General features: G+C 73.7%; 10 protein-coding genes. 3 read left to right on the top strand and 7 right to left on the bottom strand.

What is annotated here, in order from left to right:
- Positions 1-109: 109 nt before the first annotated feature.
- Complete coding sequence (locus AB0A65_RS11705) at positions 110-784, bottom strand: hypothetical protein (protein ID WP_359950231.1); 675 nt, start codon at positions 782-784, stop codon at positions 110-112.
- A 141-nt stretch (positions 785-925) separates the two neighbouring features.
- Between AB0A65_RS11705 and AB0A65_RS11710 the strand changes: the two genes are divergently transcribed.
- From AB0A65_RS11710 to AB0A65_RS11720, 3 genes are all read left to right on the top strand, one after another.
- Positions 926-3,274, top strand: coding sequence for a BTAD domain-containing putative transcriptional regulator (locus tag AB0A65_RS11710; RefSeq protein WP_359950234.1), 2,349 nt, complete (start codon positions 926-928; stop codon positions 3,272-3,274).
- A 49-nt stretch (positions 3,275-3,323) separates the two neighbouring features.
- On the top strand, positions 3,324-3,617 hold the full coding sequence (locus tag AB0A65_RS11715) for a hypothetical protein (RefSeq protein ID WP_359950237.1): 294 nt from the start codon (positions 3,324-3,326) through the stop codon (positions 3,615-3,617).
- 249 nt (positions 3,618-3,866) lie between these two features.
- Positions 3,867-6,656, top strand: coding sequence for a BTAD domain-containing putative transcriptional regulator (locus AB0A65_RS11720; RefSeq protein WP_359950240.1), 2,790 nt, complete (start codon positions 3,867-3,869; stop codon positions 6,654-6,656).
- 46 nt (positions 6,657-6,702) lie between these two features.
- Here AB0A65_RS11720 and AB0A65_RS11725 read toward each other — a convergent pair whose 3' ends face one another.
- From AB0A65_RS11725 to AB0A65_RS11750, 6 genes are all read right to left on the bottom strand, one after another.
- Positions 6,703-7,764, bottom strand: a complete 1,062-nt coding sequence (locus AB0A65_RS11725; RefSeq protein ID WP_359950243.1) for a hypothetical protein — start codon at positions 7,762-7,764, stop codon at positions 6,703-6,705.
- 143 nt (positions 7,765-7,907) lie between these two features.
- A complete protein-coding gene (gene pulA, locus AB0A65_RS11730; RefSeq protein WP_359950246.1) occupies positions 7,908-13,538 on the bottom strand; it encodes a pullulanase-type alpha-1,6-glucosidase in 5,631 nt (1,876 codons plus the stop codon).
- A gap of 182 nt (positions 13,539-13,720) precedes the next feature.
- On the bottom strand, positions 13,721-13,957 hold the full coding sequence (locus AB0A65_RS11735) for a hypothetical protein (protein ID WP_359950249.1): 237 nt from the start codon (positions 13,955-13,957) through the stop codon (positions 13,721-13,723).
- Positions 13,958-13,979: 22 nt separating this feature from the next.
- A complete protein-coding gene (gene yidD, locus AB0A65_RS11740; RefSeq protein ID WP_359950252.1) occupies positions 13,980-14,276 on the bottom strand; it encodes a membrane protein insertion efficiency factor YidD in 297 nt (98 codons plus the stop codon).
- 407 nt (positions 14,277-14,683) lie between these two features.
- On the bottom strand, positions 14,684-15,547 hold the full coding sequence (larE, locus tag AB0A65_RS11745; RefSeq protein ID WP_359950255.1) for an ATP-dependent sacrificial sulfur transferase LarE: 864 nt from the start codon (positions 15,545-15,547) through the stop codon (positions 14,684-14,686).
- A gap of 199 nt (positions 15,548-15,746) precedes the next feature.
- Positions 15,747-16,148: a cold shock domain-containing protein gene (locus AB0A65_RS11750; protein WP_359950258.1), complete on the bottom strand. Its 402-nt coding sequence runs from the start codon at positions 16,146-16,148 to the stop codon at positions 15,747-15,749.
- Positions 16,149-16,172: the final 24 nt, after the last annotated feature.

Here is a 16,172-nt window from a genome sequence, read left to right on the forward strand (position 1 = left end):
GGCTGAACACCCGCAAAGACGTACGGCCCGCCGTCCACAGGAGATCCTCCCTGTCGGCGGCGGGCCGTCCGGCACCCCGGGCCGTACCCACTACATGCCCGGGGGCGTCTCACCGGCCGCCCGAGGCGACCACCGCCGCGAGGCGGTCCGCGGCCCGGCGCTGCGCCAGGCCGATCGCGCCCGACACCTCCGCGCCGAGCTGCTCGTACTCGATGTCGATGGTGGCGTTGGGGACCAGGAACCGGAACGCCGTCAGGCGCCCGCCCAGGCTCACCTCCGCGTCGCACACGTCGTCCTCCGAGACACTGCCGGAGAACCGCTCCGGGGAGCGCGCGATCCACTCCCGCAGCTCCGCCGAGCGCGGGTCCGGCGCGCACCGCGCGAGCAGGTCCGCGCCGACTCGCTCGGCCCGCATCACGTGCTCGGCGCGGGCCGCCTCCGCCGCGTCCCAGGCCGCCTCGACGGCCTTCGCCACCGCCCGGTTGCTCATGCGGTCCACGGTGGGGCTCAACGCGAGCGACCCGAGCCGCCCCGTGTAGTCCAGGCGCAGCCACACCACCCGGCCCGCGTCCGTCCCGTCGAAACCGGAGCTCATCAGCTGCGCCGCGAGGGCCGCGGCCCGGTCGGCCGCGTCCGAGGCCGCGCCGACCGTGTCGCGCGGCGGGGCGCCGTCCAGGACCCGCGCCGCGGTGTCCCGAAGCGGCCCTTCGGGAAGCCGCGCCAGCGCGGCCCGGGCCGCGGTGAGGCGGTCCTCGTAGTCGTCGGGTACGGCGATGCGCTCCATGGCGGCCCCTCCTCGGCTCGTCGGGCTCAACGGAAGCCTCCACCCGCGCCTCACGGATCGGTCCTCGCTTCGTCATCCCACGCGCCCCGCGCACGCCTGTGGGACACTGAGGTCCCAACCCGCGGTGAGGAAAGCGACGGTATGGCCCTCGACGTGCGCCTGCTCGGACCCCTGGAGGTCCGCGTGGACGGCGGGCAGGTCGCGGTCCCGCGGGGCAACGCCACGACGATCCTCGCGCTTCTCCTCGACGAGGCGGGCCGGGCCGTCCCCATCAGCGGCCTCGTGGCCGCCGTCTACGGCGACGACCTGCCGCTGGACCCCGAGACGCAGGTGCAGAACACCGTCGGGGTGCTGCGCCGCCAGCTCGGCGCCGCCCGCGGCCGCATCGAGACCGTCGGCCGCGCCTACCGGTTCCGCATCACCGAGGCGGAACTGGACACGCTGCGGTGCAAGGCGAAGGAGAGCGAGGCCCGGGGGCTGCGCCGCGAGGGGCAGGCCGAGAAGGCCGCCGCGGTCCTGCGCGAGGCCCTGGACGAGTGGCGCGGGCCCGCGCTCGCAGACCTCCCCGGCCGGGCCGCGGGGGCGATCGGCCGCCGCCTGGACGAGTACCGGCTCACCCTCCTCGAACAGCGCATCGACGCCGACATCGACACCGGGCGGGCCGCGGGCGCGGTCGAGGAGCTGCGGCAGATCATCGCCGCCCACGACACGCGCCAGCGCCTCGTCGCGCTCCTCATGCGCGCCCTCCACGCCTCCGGCCGCACCGCCGAGGCGCTCGAAGCGTATGCGGCCCTGAAGGAGCGGCTCGCCGACGCGCTCGGCGCCGACCCCGACCGGGAGCTCGTCGCCCTCCACACGGCGATCCTCCGCGACCGGCCCGCCGAACCGGAGCCCCCGCCGCCCGCCGCGTCCGCGGTCCCCGCGATGCTCCCGCGCGCGACCCCGCGGTTCACGGGCCGCGAGACCGAGATCCGGGCCCTGGACCGGTTCCTCATGGACGCGGGCGCCGAAGCCGGGCTCGCCGCCGTCACGGGCATGGGCGGCATCGGGAAGACCGCGCTGGCCGTCCGGTGGGCGCACCGCGTCGCCCACCGGTTCCCCGACGGGCAGCTGTACTTCAACCTGCGCGGCTTCGACCCCGCGGCGCCCGGCGCGACCCCGGAGGACGTCCTCGGGGAGGCGCTCGCGGCCCTCGGCGCGGGCCCCGTCCCGGCCGGGCTGGACGAACGGGCGGGCCTGTACCGGACGATCCTCGCGCAGCGGCGCGTCCTCGTGCTCCTCGACAACGCCCGCGACGCCGCCCACGTGCGCCCGCTGCTCCTCACGGCCCCGGGGAGCTTCACGATCGTGACGAGCCGCGACCGGCTCGTGGGCCTCGACATGAGCGAGGGCGCCGAGGTCGTCCACTTGGGACCGATGCCGGAGGCCGAGTCGGAGGCGCTGCTCGCCCGGCGCATCGGCCCCGAGCGGGCCGCCGCCCACCGGGACGCGGTGGCGCGCATCGCGGCCGCGTGCGGACGGCTCCCGCTGGCGCTCACCCTCGTCGGCTCGTGGGCGGCCGCCGACCCGCACCTGGCGCTCGGCGAGCTCGCCGACCGGCTCGCGGGCGCCGCGAACGTCCTCAACGTGCTCGTCTCCACCGACTTCGCCTCCGATCCGCGCACCGTCTTCGACTGCTCCTACCAGCTGCTCGATGAGCGGGACGCGTTCGCGTTCCGGCTCTTCGGACTCCACCCCGGCCCGGACCTGACGCCCGCGGCCATGGCGAGCCTCATGGGCGCGCCCCTCGCCGACGCCCTCGCCGCCCTCGAAGCGCTCGCCGAGATCAACCTGGTCGAGCCCCTTCCCGGCGGCCGCTACTCCATCCACGACCTGCTGCGCGCCTACGCCGCCGAGTGCTTCGAGGACGAGGTCCCCGACACCGCCCGCCGCGCCGCCGCACTGCGGATGCTGGAGCACTACCTGCACGCAGCCCTCCTTGCGGGGCGACGAGTCTTCGACCCCGGCCGCCCCGCGCCCGGCGTCCACGCCGAGGACCCCGGGCCGGGCTGGTTCGAGGCCGAGCACCGGGTCCTCCACGGGCTCCTGCGCACCCGCGCCGGGTTCCAGGCGGACCTGCGGGTGTGGCAGCTCGGCCGCGTCCTCGCCGAACGCGCCGTCGACGCCGCCGAGGGGGACCTGCTGGAGGCCCAGTCGCTCGCGCTCACCGCCGCAGAGCGCCGCGGCGACGCCCTCGAACGCCTCACCTGCCTGGGCTACATGGCGATCGGCCACCACCGGCACGGCCACCGGGACGCCGCCAGGGCGTGCGCCGACCGCGCCGCGGACCTCGCCGCACGAGCAGGCGGGGCCTGGCCGGGCGCGTTCACCGCGTACCTGGACGCCCTCCTCCGGGACGACCCGGCAGCGGCCCGCCGCGCCAAGACCGGGTTCCGGGAGGCGGGCGACCGCGCCTGGGAGCGGCGGGCCGCCGACCTCGCCGACCGCTGAGCGGGAAACTCGGGCGCCGCCCGGCCCGGCCGGTGCCATGATGGGCCGCATGAGCGAACCCATCGAGCTGTGCTGCCTCCTGCGCGCCCGCCCCGGCCTCGAAGCCGACCTCCACGCCTACGAGGACCAGGTCCTCGCGCTCGTCCCCGAGCACGGCGGTCAGCTCGTCTCCCGCGCGGTCGGCGACGGCGCCGACGGGCAGCCCCACGAGGTCCACACCTACCGGTTCCCGTTGCAGGACAACCTCGACGCGTACATGGCCGACCCCCGCCGGACCGCCCTCACCGCCGAACGCGACCGCGTCGTCGAGTCCACCGCGCTGTTCCCCGTCCGCCTCGCCTGACAGCACCCCCTGACAGCACCGCCCGACCGGTCCGACCGGCTGTCGGATACCCGACAGGCCCGGACCGGTTGCTGCGGTTCGCGTCTCCACCGGCGAGGACACGCCGGCCACGGTCACCGCCGCCGCGACCGGCACCGACGGGGCCTTCGCGACCGGGAGCGTCGACGTCGCCCTCCGGCAGCAGACCCGACGGCACCGGCCCGCTGTGGGACACTGGACATCCCCCCGGCGCCCAGCGGAAGCGGAGACATGCCCACCCTCGACGTGCGCCTGCTCGGGCCCCTGGAGGTCCGCGTCGACGGCGGCGAGACCGCCGTCCCCCGCGGGAAGACCGCGACGATCCTCGCGATCCTCCTCGACGACGCGAACGCCGTCGTCCCCCTGGAGCACCTGATCCGCGCCGTCTACGGCCCGGACCTCCCCAAGGACCCCGAGACGCAGATCCAGAACGCCGTCGGCGTGCTGCGCCGCGAACTCGGGGCCGCCCGCGACCGCATCGAGACCGTCGGCCGCCGCGCCTACCGGTTCCGCATCGCGCCCGAGGAACTCGACCTGCTGCGCTGCAAGGCGAACGAGAACCTGGCCCGGAACCTCCGCGCCGAGGGCCGCCCCGCCGAGGCCGCCGCCGCGCTCCGCGAGGCCCTCGCCGAGTGGCGCGGGCCCGCGCTCGCCGACCTCTCCGGGACCGCCGTGGAGGCGATCCGCCGCCGCTACGACGAGCACCGCCCGAACCTCCTGGAGCGGCGCCTCGAACTCGACCTGGAGCTGGGCCGCGCCGCCGACGTCGTGGACGAGCTGCGGCAGATCGTCGCCGCCCACGACACCCGCCAGCGGTTCACCGCGCTCCTCATGCGCGCCCTCCACGAGTCCGGCCGCACCGCCGAAGCGCTCGAAGCGTTCGCGGCCCTGAAGGACCGCCTGCTCGACAGGCTCGGCGCCGACCCCGACCGGGAACTGGTCGACCTGAACGCGGCGATCCTGCGCGACGAGCCCGCCGGCAGGCACGTGCGCGTCGAGGCGCCCCGCCTCGTCCCCGCGACCCTCCCGCGCGCGATCACCCGGTTCACCGGCCGCGACGACGAGATCCGCGCCCTGGACGACGCCCTCGAAGCGGCCGACGGGGAGGCGGGCCTCGCGGTCGTCGCCGGGATGGGCGGCGTCGGCAAGACCGCGCTCGCGATCCGCTGGGCCCACCGCGTCGCCCACCGGTTCCCCGACGGGCAGCTGTACTTCAACCTCCGCGGGTTCGACCCCCTCAGCGACGGCGCCGACCCCGCCGCGGTCCTCGCCGAAGCCCTTGCGGCCCTCGGAGTCCCGGCCCAGCAGGTCCCGGCCGGGCTCTCGGAGCGGGAGGGCCTGTACCGGACCGTGCTCGCGCGCCGCCGCGTCCTCGTCGTCCTCGACAACGCCCGCGACGCCGCCCAGGTCCGGCCCCTCCTCCCCTCCGCCCCGGGCAGCTTCACGCTCGTGACCTCCCGCGACCGGCTCTCCGGGCTCGACGCCGCCGACGGCGCCGACACCGTGGGCCTCAACCTCATGTCCGAATCGGACGCGTGGGCGCTGCTGGTGCGGCGCATCGGCCTCACCCGCGCCATGGCCGAAGAGGCCCCGGTGCGGCGCATCGTCACCGCGTGCGGGCGCCTCCCGCTGGCGCTCACGCTCATCGGCGCGTGGGCCGCCCGCCACCCCCGGTTCTCCATCGCGTCCCTCGCCGACCGGCTCGACCAGACCACGAACGTGTTCAAGATCCTCACCGACACCGACCCGGCCTCCGACCCGCGCTCGGTGTTCGCCTGCTCCTACCAGGAGCTCGGCTCCCGTGCCGCCCAGGCGTTCCGCCTCTTCGGCCTCCACCCCGGCGCCGAGGCCACCCCCGCCGCCATGGCCAGCCTCATGGGCACCCCAGCGGCCGAAGCCGAAGCGGCCCTTGAAGAACTCGCCGACGTCCACCTCGTCGAGCAGCCCAGCGAGGACCGGTACGCCATGCACGACCTGCTGCGCGCCTACGCGAAAGAGCGCCTGGCAGAGGAGGTCGCGCCCGAGCGGCGCACCGCCGCCGAACGCCGCCTCGTCGCCTACTACCTGCACTCAGCGCGCGCCGCCGACCGGCTCCTGCTCCTCTCCGGCGACCGCGTCCCGCTCGACCCGGCCCCCGAGGGCGTCCTGCCCGAGCCCGTCCCCGGGCCCCGCAGGGCCCTCGCCTGGTTCGAGACCGAGTACCCCGTCCTCCTCGACCTGGCCCTGCGCCCCTCCGCCGCAACCGATGCGGACGTGCAGGGCCTGGCCCGGTGCCTCGCCGAGTACATGATCATGCGCGCGCTCGGCGCCGACCTCCACGCCGCCCAGACCGCCGCGCTCGCCGCCGCCGAACGCCGCGGCGACGTCCTCGGCCAGGTCGTCGCCCACGGCTACCTCGGGGCCGCCGCGGCCCTCGCGGGCGACGCGCCCGCCGCCGCCCGCAGCATCGGCCGCGCCGAGGCCCTCGCCGCCGACGACCCGTGGGCCGCCGGGTTCACCGCGTACGGCCGGGCCGTCCTCGCCGCGCGGACCGGCGACGACGCCGCCGCGCTCGCGGGCTGCCAGGCCGCCGCCGACGCGTTCACCGCCGCGGGGGACCGGTTCTGGGCGTACCGGGCGCACGCCGGGACCGGCTGGCACGCGGCCGCGCTCGGCCGCCACGACGAGGCCCGTCGCCGCTTCGAGGAGCTCATGGCCGTCGCCGCGGAGGCCGGGTCGCCCATCGGCGTCGGCAACGCCCACCTCGGCTTCGGGTACCTCGACCACCTCCAGGGCCGCCACGACGAGGCCCTCGCCGAGTACGACGCCGCGGGCCGGGCCCTCACCGAGGGCGGGAACCTCCCCGCCGCCGCGTACGCGCAGGAGCTCGCGGGCGTCGCCCGCATGGCCGCGGGCGCGGCCGCCGCCGCCCGCGCCGACTGGCGGGCCGCCGAAGCGGTCTACCTCGAATTCGGGACCGTCCTCGAACTCGCCCGCGTCCGCGCCCGCCTCGCCGGGAACGGGGCCCGCCCGGACGCGTGAAGGGCCCCGCCCGAAGGCGGAGCCCCTCACTGAGAGTTCTTGCCGCTTAAGCGGTCTCGGCGTCGAAGTCCGTGGCGAGCAGCGCGTCCACCGACGCCTGGTAGGAATCGGTGCCCGACTGGGCGATCGACGCGATCCCCAGGAACCCGTTCACGCCGTCCACGTCCACCACCAGGATCGCCGTGTCCTCGAACGTGTCGGTGCTCGCGTCCGTCGACGTCCACGAGTTCTTCCACGTCGCCAGCACGCCGGCCTTCCCGTCGACCTCCACGTCCTGGTACACGATCTCGCTCATCTCGTACCCGACGACCGTCGAGAACGCCCCGTCCAGCCACACCTCCGCGGCGTTCGCCGCCGACGCCTCCAGGTCCGCCGGGTCGTACTGCGCGACCGCCCCCGAGAACAGGCCCGTCCCGAGGAACGAGATCCACACGTCCGTGTGCTGGATGACGTACGCCTCCGAGTCGGTCATCGGCTCGTACGCCACGCCCGGCCCGTAGTACGGCGCCCAGTCGCCGCTCGCCGGGAGCGGCGTGACCGCCCCGATCGACGCCACCGTCAGGCCCGTCCCCGACGGCCCGGGGGCCTCCTCGTCCGTGCCCTCCTCGTCGCCCGACTCCCCGCCGTCGTCCGGCGCGCTCTCCTGCGACGTCGTCGGGTCCTGCCCGCCCGCGAGGTCGCCCTCGTCCTCGTCCCCGCCGCCGAGCCAGAAGTACCCGCCGACCGCGCCCAGCGCCATCAGCAGCACCACCCCGATGACCAGCAGGGCCGTCCCGCCCCCGCCCTTCGTCGTCGCCTGCACCGGCGGCGGCCCGTACCCCTGGTACGGGTGGTACGGCTGGTTCGGGTCGTAGCCCTGCTGCGGGTAGTACTGCGCGTTCGGGTCGTACCCGCCCGGCAGCTGCGTCGTCTGCTGCGACGGCACCTGGGGCGCGTACGACGGCCCGGCCTGCCCGGGCGCGTAGCCCCCCGCGGGCGGCTGCGACGCGGGCTGCTGCGACTGGCCGTACGGGTTCTGAGCGTAAGGGTCCGGGGCCTGGGCGTCCTGGGCGTACGGGTCCGGGGCACCAGGGGGCACCGCGCCGGGGTCCTGCGGGGGGTACGTCATGGACCGATCGTATCCGGACCCCGCCGCCGCTGTCCTCGTCCGTTCTCCTGAGAAAACGCTAAACCGGGACGGGTGGACACCCGCCCCGGCTTCAGGGATCCGAAACTCACCCCAGTATCACCGACCTGTCAAGATCGGATTCGTTAGCTCACGAACACGGCCACCGTCCGCCCCGGCACCGTGAACGTGCCCGTCGCGTCGTCGAACGCCGCCTCCGCGAACACCGGGTCCGCCGAGTCCTCCAGGACCGGGTGCAGCCCCGCCCCCGAACCCGCCGCGTCCGCCACGGTCTGGCCGACCGCGTCCGGCGACGCGTTGAACACCACGGTGACCTCGTCGAACGCGTCGTCCAGACCGCCCATGCCGATCCGCATCGTGATCACGCCCGGCACCTCCGACGCCGTCCCCGACAGCGGGAACGACACCCGCTCCGCGACCTCCTCGCCCGTCCCGAGACTGAACGCCCCCGTCGAGGACGAGATCCGCAGCAGCTCCACGAACCGGTCGTCCGCGAGCGCGATGTCCTCGCACGAAGGCGCGTCCACCGAGGCCAGGGCGTCCTCCGCATACGGCCACTTCGCCTCCGACGTCCACGCCGGGGGCAGACCCGACCCGAACCCGTTCGACGACGACCCGAACCCCTCGGCCCCGGTGCAGTCCCAGCGGATCGCGTTGAACCAGTCCCCCGAGTCGTACGAGTCCCGGTCCAGGGACTTCGACCGGAGCAGCTCCGAACCGGCCGTCGTGAACCCGGTCCCCTGGCTCAGCACCGCCGCCGCCAGCGACAGCACCTGCATCCGCGCCCGGTCCGTCCCGCCGGTGTCCGGACCCAGCTTGTACGCCAGCGCGTCGAACAGGATCTCGTTGTCATGAGCGTCCACATAGCTCACCGACTCCGCCGGGTCGGCGGCGTACCCCGCCGCGGCCCCGTTGTAGTCCACGCCCGCACCGGTCGTCGCCGACCCGTCCGAAGCCGTGAACGAGTAGTCCGCGAGGTTCCCGACCAGGCCCACCTTCACCAGGTCCTGCGCGTGCAGCAGCGCCGCCAGCTCCCCGTCCGTGGCCTCGCCGTCGTTGTCCGCCGTCCACAGGCCCGAACCGAAGCCCTGCACGGTCGGGTCCTCATCGAACGGGCCGCCGCCGCGCACGGCGTCGCGCATCCGGTCGTTGAACGTCCCGATCCCCGTGCCCGCCATGTTCGACTGCGTCGCCTGCTCGAACAGGGCGTCCCCGGCGACCTCGCCGAAGTCCCAGCCCTCCCCGTACAGCAGCACGTCATCATCGAGGGCCGCCTGCACCGCGAGCATGTTCGCCTTCGGGTGGTGGCCCATCAGGTCGAACCGGAACCCGTCCACGTGGTACGCGTCCTGCCACAGCACCGTCGACTCCACCACGAACTTCCCGAACATCGGCCGCTCCGGCGCGGTGTTCGCGCAGCACGTCGACGTGTACACCTCGCCGTCCGCGTCGAGCCGCTGGTAGTAGCCCGGCACGATCCGGTCCAGCACCGACTTCCCGTCCGTCCCGGACGCCGCCGTGTGGTTGTAGACCACGTCGTTCACCACCCGCAGCCCCAGGTCGTGCAGCGCCGCCACCATCCGCCGGTACTCCAGGATGCGCTGCACCCCTTCGGCGTCGGTGGCGTAGGAGCCCTCCGGGACGTTGAAGTGCAGCGGGTCGTAGCCCCAGTTGTACGCGTCGTCGGCGCGGACCGCCCCGACGCACGCCTGCTGCTCCGTCGAGTTCCCGGCCATCAGGTCCAGGTCGCAGTCCACAGCGGCCTGGCCCGTCTCCGGGATCGACGCGATGTCGAACGTCGGCAGCAGGTGCACGTAGTTCAACCCCGCGTCGGCCAGCTCCGCAAGGTGCCGCACCGAGACCGAGTCCTCCTGCGTGAACGCGGCATACGTCCCGCGCAGCTCCTCGTCCACCGACTCGTCGGCGACCGAGAAGTCCCGCACGTGCACCTCCCACACCTGCGCCGCAGCGGGATCGACCTCCGCGGGCGGGTCCTCGCGGTCCCACCCGCGCGGCTTCAGGTCCGCGTCGTCCAGGTTCACGATCTGGCTGTGCGTCGAGTCCGCGGCCAGGGACACCGAGTACGGGTCCGTCACCGAGTACGACTCCACCCGCTGCGACGCCGGATGCCACACCTCGACCGCGAACCGGTAGTACTTCCGGTCCCAGCCCTTGGCGCCCTTGACGGTCCACACCCCGGTCCGCTCCGAGAACGACATCTCGTGCAGCTCGGGCGAGGTGTCATCGGGCGAGTCGTACAACTCCAGCGACACCGAACCCGCCGTCGGCGCCCACAGCGCCAGCTGCGGCTTCTTCCCCTTCCACGTCACGCCCAGGTCGGCGTCCAGGGCCGCGTCGTAGACGTCGTCGACAACGCCAGCGGTCTGCACACCCGTTGCGTACCAGGCCATGCCCGTGTGGTCGCGTTCGACCGCGACGAGCTGCCCGCGCAGCGCCTCCCGGATCGCGTCCCCGTCCGCATCGACGTCGAACGCCCTGTAACCCCAGTACGCGGGCCACGCCTGGCGCTGCGCCTCGGTGAGACCGCCCTTGGGCGTCAAGGAGATCGCGTCGAACTCGCCGGTGAGGGCGCCGTCCTCGACCGCGATCGAGCCGTCGGCGCTGGCGAGCAGCTCGAAGACCTTCCCGTCGGTCGACTCGGTGTTCAGCGCGATGGTGTCGGCGTCGAGCCAGACCGCCTGCTCTTTCGTCAGGTCGAGGTCCTGGCCGCGGCCGGTGGAGGCCCCGGCGGGGCGCACGTAGCCCTCGGTGGCGGCGGTGATCCAGACTTCCTGCCCGTACTCGGCGAACACGAGCCGCTGGTCGGTGGGGAGGTCCTTCTCGTCGCCGTTGTGGAGGATGTACGAGAGCGCCTCGGCGTCGTCGGCGAGGTCCACTTCGTAGACGGCGCCGAAGGAGTCGGTCCGGGCGGGTTGGAGCCCGGCGTTCCAGTCGGTGGGGTCGGCGGCGCCCTCCCAGGTGTGGAGGGTCCAGCCGTCGTAGTCGCCGTCGGGGCGCTGGTAGTGGACGACGGCCTTGCCGTCGGCGGCGGCCTGCGTGTCGTGCGCGCCCGTGGGCGTCACCCAGGTCTCGCCGAGCTGCGCGGGGGTGAGCAGCACGTCGGAGCCGTAGAGTTTCGTGTCGCCTGAGTGGACGATGAGGCCCATCTGCGCGTCGAAGTCGTCCACGGGCACCTGCCAGTAGCGGCCCCACTCGTCGGTCCCGTCGGGCTGCCGCGGTGCGTCCCAGGCGGTCTCGACGCCGTCGGCGAGGGCGTCGCCCCACAGGTGCAGGCCCCAGTCGGTGCCGTCGTCGGGGGCGTGGACGGTGACGTACCCGTTGGCCTCGGCCAGCGAGTACGCGATGTCTCCGGTTCCGGCGTCGAGCCAGATCTCGGGGTGCTCGCCCGGGTCGAACGCCCGGTCGCCCGGGTAGTCCTTGTTCCCGTCCTCGTCGATGACGAGGAACCCGACCTCGTTCGCGTCCTCGGCCAGCTTGATCGGCGCGAAGGACCCGTAGGAGTCGCTGCCGGAGAACGGGTTCGCTTCGGGCCACACGGTGCTCGACTCCTCGGCGACGTCGCCCCACACGTACAGGCCCCACTGCTCGGGGTCGCCGTTGTAGTGGACGTTCGCCCAGGTCAGTGAACCGCCGGCCTGGTCGGGTGTCGCCACCGCGGTGATCGCCTTCGCGGAGGCGCTGCGGCCGGTCCGGTCGACGGCCACGGCCTTGAACTCGACGCTCTGGTCCCCTTGCAGCCCTTGCAGGTCGTAGGCGACGCGGTGGTCGGGTCCGGGGGAGGTGCCGACGTAGGTCCACTCGCCGCCGTCGACGGACGCGGCGAACGCGACCCGCGCGAGCGGGTCCCCGGTGACGTCGGCCTCGACGTACGCGGTGGTCGCCGACTCCGCTGCCACGGTGAGCGACACGGTCGGCGAGTCCCCGGTGTCGACCGGGTCGTCCGCGCGGAACACGACGGCCGACAGGGCCGGGACCGTGACCGTGGCGGCGCCGTCGGCGGCCTCGATGGACCCATCCCCGTAGACGTCCGAGAAGGTGTCGGAGTAGGTCTCGACTTCGACGGTCTGCGGCTCGGTCGAGTTCGACACGGCCACAAGGTATTCCACGCCGTCGTCGCCGATGCGCGAGAAGGAGAACACCCCGCCTTCGGAGGAGCGCGTCACCTGGGTGCCGTTCGCGAGCGCCGGGTGGTCCTTGCGGAGCTGCCCGAGTTCGGCGATGGCCCGGTAGACCGGGTGGCCGGTGTCGAAGTTGTCGTCGGCGTGGGTGCTGTCGGTGCCGATCAGCTCGTCGTCCAGGTACTCGTCCACTTGGGACGCGAACATGGTCTGGCGGGAGTAGTCGTCCCCGCCGGAGCCGGTGAAGCCCTGCTCGTCGCCGTAGTAGACGACGGGCTGGCCGCGGGTGAGGAACATGAGCTGCTGGGCGAGGATCGCCCGCTGCGTCCAGGTGGCCTCGTCGGTGGTCTCCACGATGGTGCGCCCGACGCGGCCGATGTCGTGGTTCGAGACGAACGTGGGCGTCGACAGGGCGTCGGTGCCTTCGGCGGTGAACAGCGCGTCCGACTCGTACACGGTCGCGAGGCCCTCGGCCCCGGAGGCGCCGGTCGCGAACCCTGTTGCGGCGCCGTGGAACCCGAAGTCGAGGACGGCGTCCAGGTCGCCTTGGCGCACGTAGGTGCTCGTGTAGGCCGGGTCGCCTGAGTAGACCTCGCCGAACGCGAAGAAGTCGATGCCCTCGGCCTCGGCGGCGTCGCGGACGCCGGCCATGAACTGGGGCCAGAACTCCAGGTTCACGTGCTTGGCGGTGTCGAGGCGGAACCCGTCGACGCCGGAGTCGGCGATCCAGTCGGCGTAGACGTCGATCCACCCGTCCACGACCTCGGGCCGCTCGGTCCACAGGTCGTCGAGCCCGGAGAAGTCGCCGTACGTGGAGGACTCGCCGGTGTAGGTCGAGTTCCCCCGGTTGTGGTAGTTCGCGGGATCGTTCAGCCAGTCGGGGGACTTGAGGTCCTCCTCGCCCGGCTCAAGCTCAGGCGTGTAAGGCGATCCCTCAGCGGTGACCGCCGGGAACTCATCGGATGCTGCGTAGTTCGCGTCGTCGAAGGGCCGCCCTTCCGCATCCGTGTAAGGGGAGTCCTCCTTGGAGACGTACCCGTCGCCGTCCTCGGCGTACTCGATCACGTCGGCGGTGTGGTTGACGACCACGTCCAGGTAGATCTCGATGCCCCGGTCGTGGGCGGCGCCGATGAGGCTCTGGAGTTCGGCGTCGTCGCCCAGGTGCGGGTCGACGGCGGTGAAGTCGGTGCCCCAGTAGCCGTGGTAGCCCGCGCCGGTCCAGGTCTCGGAGACCTGCACTGGCTGGTTGACGACGACGGGGGTCAGCCAGATCGCGGTGGTGCCGAGGCCCTCGATGTAGTCGAGCCGCTGCTCGACCCCGGCGAGGTCGCCGCCCTGGTAGAACATGCGCTGCGTGGGGTCGTAGCCGTTCTCGGCCGCGCCGCCTTCGATGCCGCCGGTGTTGTTGGACGGGTCGCCGTCGGCGAAGCGGTCGGTCATGACGAAGTAGAACTGCTCGGCGTCCTCGGCGGGTGCCTGGGCGAGCGCGGCCAGTTGGGAGTCGGTGGGCTCGTCGGTCCACGAGCCGTCGTCGGGCGGGTCGCCGGGGCTGGTGCAGGCGGTGAGTACCAGGGCGGCGCCCAGCACTCCCGCCGCGGTTCGGGCGGTACGCGGCATTGCGCTTCATCCTCCGGGGTCGAGCGGGGGCGCCTGGTGACGGGTGGCGCACCCCGTGTGCGCAAGAACATACCACCTCTGCAATTTCCTTACAAGATTCTGATAGTCCATTGCGCCACCGTTCCCGGGAACGCAGCGCAGCCCCCCGCGGATGCGGAGGGCTGCAGCGGATCGGGGAGCGGCTAGTGGCGCTCGTCCTCCAGGTGCCGGGTCGGCACCGGGGCGGAGTGCTCGTAGTACACGGACTTGACCGGCACGGGGAAGGCGGAGGTGCCGAACGGCGAGGCCGCGCCGATGACGCCGGAGGTGAACTCGCCGACCTCCAGGTGCCCGGGCTTGACCTCGCGGGAGCGGGTCTTGGCGGCCTTCGTTGCGGGCGCGTTGTCGGCCTCGCGGCCCACCAGGTTCGAGTCACTCATGACCTGGATCTTAACGGGCGCCTCAGCGGCCGGGAACCGGATCACGGGTGCCTCGGGTCACGCCCGGCCGGCACCGCAGGACACGGGCGGCGGCGAGCCTCCCGCCCGTCCACAGGCCGTACCTGGACACGGCCCGGTACCCGTAGCCCGAGCAGCTCGGCACGAACCGGCACTGCACCTGCACGCGCGGCGACAGGTAGCGGCGGTAGCACGCGATCGCCCGCAGCCCGAACCGCCGCGGCCCCTCCCGGCGGGTCGCCTCCGCACGCGCCAGCCGCTCCGGCGTCAACCGCCCGAACCCCAAGGCCCCCAGTGCCATCGAATGGAACGGCCCCGGATCGGTCGCGCCCCCGCACGGCCCCGCGCACGCGTTGCACGGCCCGCCCGGATCGCACGCGGCCCCGAGCGGCGCCCCGCAGCCGGTCGAACAGCCCGGCTGGTACACGCCGACGCACCCGGAGATCTCCACCCGACAGTTCTACACGCCGCCCGCCGCGGGCCTCCGCGCGTACGTGCATGTCCGAAAAGGAACCACTGCCCGTTGTAGCACGAATACCCCTGTATCAGGGAATTGCCAGGTTCGGCACAGGCCCGGTTCAGTCTCGGGGATCACGGTGAAGCCCTCGGGGAATGAGGGGTTCCCGAGGGGTTATGGACCCGGTGGGGCCATCGGACTCATCCTCCACTGACGATCGCCGCCGGCCCCACCGGGTACTCGCACCCGTCTCAGCGGTACCGCTCCGGGTCCGGCAGCAGCTCGTTCATCGCGCCCGACCGGAACCCCTGCGCGTCGAGCCGCACCTCCGCGAACCCGGTCACCGCCTCCAGCAGCGTCGGCCGCTCGGCGACCGCCGCCACCAGCTCGGCGTCGATCTCCACGCGCGCGGTCCCGCCGCCCATGTCGCGCACCCGCAGGTTCCGCACCGGGATCGCGGCCTCTCCGAACGCGTCGCGCAGCGCCTCCTCGGCCTCGGCGACCCGCCGCAGCCCGTCGGCGGTGACCTCGACCCCGTACGCGATCCGGCTCGCCAGGCACGCCGCCGCCGGCTTGTCCCAAGTGGACAATCCCCATGCCTGCGACGCGGCGCGGATCGCGGCCTTCGTGAGCCCGGCGTCGGCCAGCGGCGTGATCGCCCCGGCCCCGGCCGCGGCGCGGATGCCCGGCCGGAACCCGGCGGCGAGGTCGTCGGCGTTCGTGCCGGTCGCGACGGCGGCGACGCCGCGCGCCGCGGCGAGCGGTGCGACGACGCTCATCAGCTCGGTCTTGCAGAAGAAGCACCGGTCGCCCTCGTTGGCGCGGTAGCCCTCCCGTGAGAGCTCGTCGGTGGCCGGCGCGTGGTGGACGACCCCGAGCCCCTCGGCGAACACCCGCGCCCGGTCGAGCTCGGCCGTCGGCAGCGACGGCGACACGGCCGTCGCGGCCTCGACCCGCTCCGGGCCGAGCGCCCGCACGGCGGCGGCGAGCAGGAACGCCGAGTCGGCGCCGCCGGAGAACGCCACCATGAGCGAGGGCAGCGAGGCGAGCCGTTCGAGCAGCGCGTCCACGCCCTGTCCGGGTGCGGGAAGGGCCGCTTGGGGATCGGAGGTCACCCCTCAGAGACTAGCCCGCCTCACGGCTGCACCGTTTTCCATGGACATAACGGATATGTCCATACCGATGGGCCCCCGGTTCAACAACCCTGCCCGAGAGGTCCGACAAGTCGGGGTTCGCGAGCGCTCCTCGGAACCGGGAGGACCGGCGGAGCGCGCCGCGGCCGCAGCAGTGGGTCGGGCGCGGGTTCCCGTGCGGCTATTCGAGGTCGGTGGCGACGGCGCGGAGGAGTTCGGCGATCTTGGCGCCGGTCTTGCGGTCGGGGCGCCTGCCGCGGGAGAGCGGGGGCATGACCTGCTGTTCGAGGACGCCGATGAGGTCCTGGAGGAGGCTGTTGAGCTCCTCGGGGGAGCGCTTGGGCGTCTCGGGGACCGCGGTCGCGCCGACGCTCGCCGGGGCGGCGAGCACGTGGAGGCCCATCGCCTGGACGCCGCGGCGCGTGTCGATGATGCTGTACTCGACCTTGGTCCCCTTGGCGAGCTCCTCCACGCCTTCGGGGAGCGCGTCGCGGTGCACGAAGACGTCCTTGCCGCCGTCGTCGCGGGAGACGAATCCGAATCCCTTCTCGGCGTCGAACCATTTCACTCGACCACTGGGCACCGCTGAACCTCGAACTTCTCTCCG

Origin of the sequence: Glycomyces sp. NPDC047010 (assembly GCF_040644205.1) — a bacterium.
Taxonomy (GTDB): domain Bacteria; phylum Actinomycetota; class Actinomycetes; order Mycobacteriales; family Micromonosporaceae; genus Glycomyces.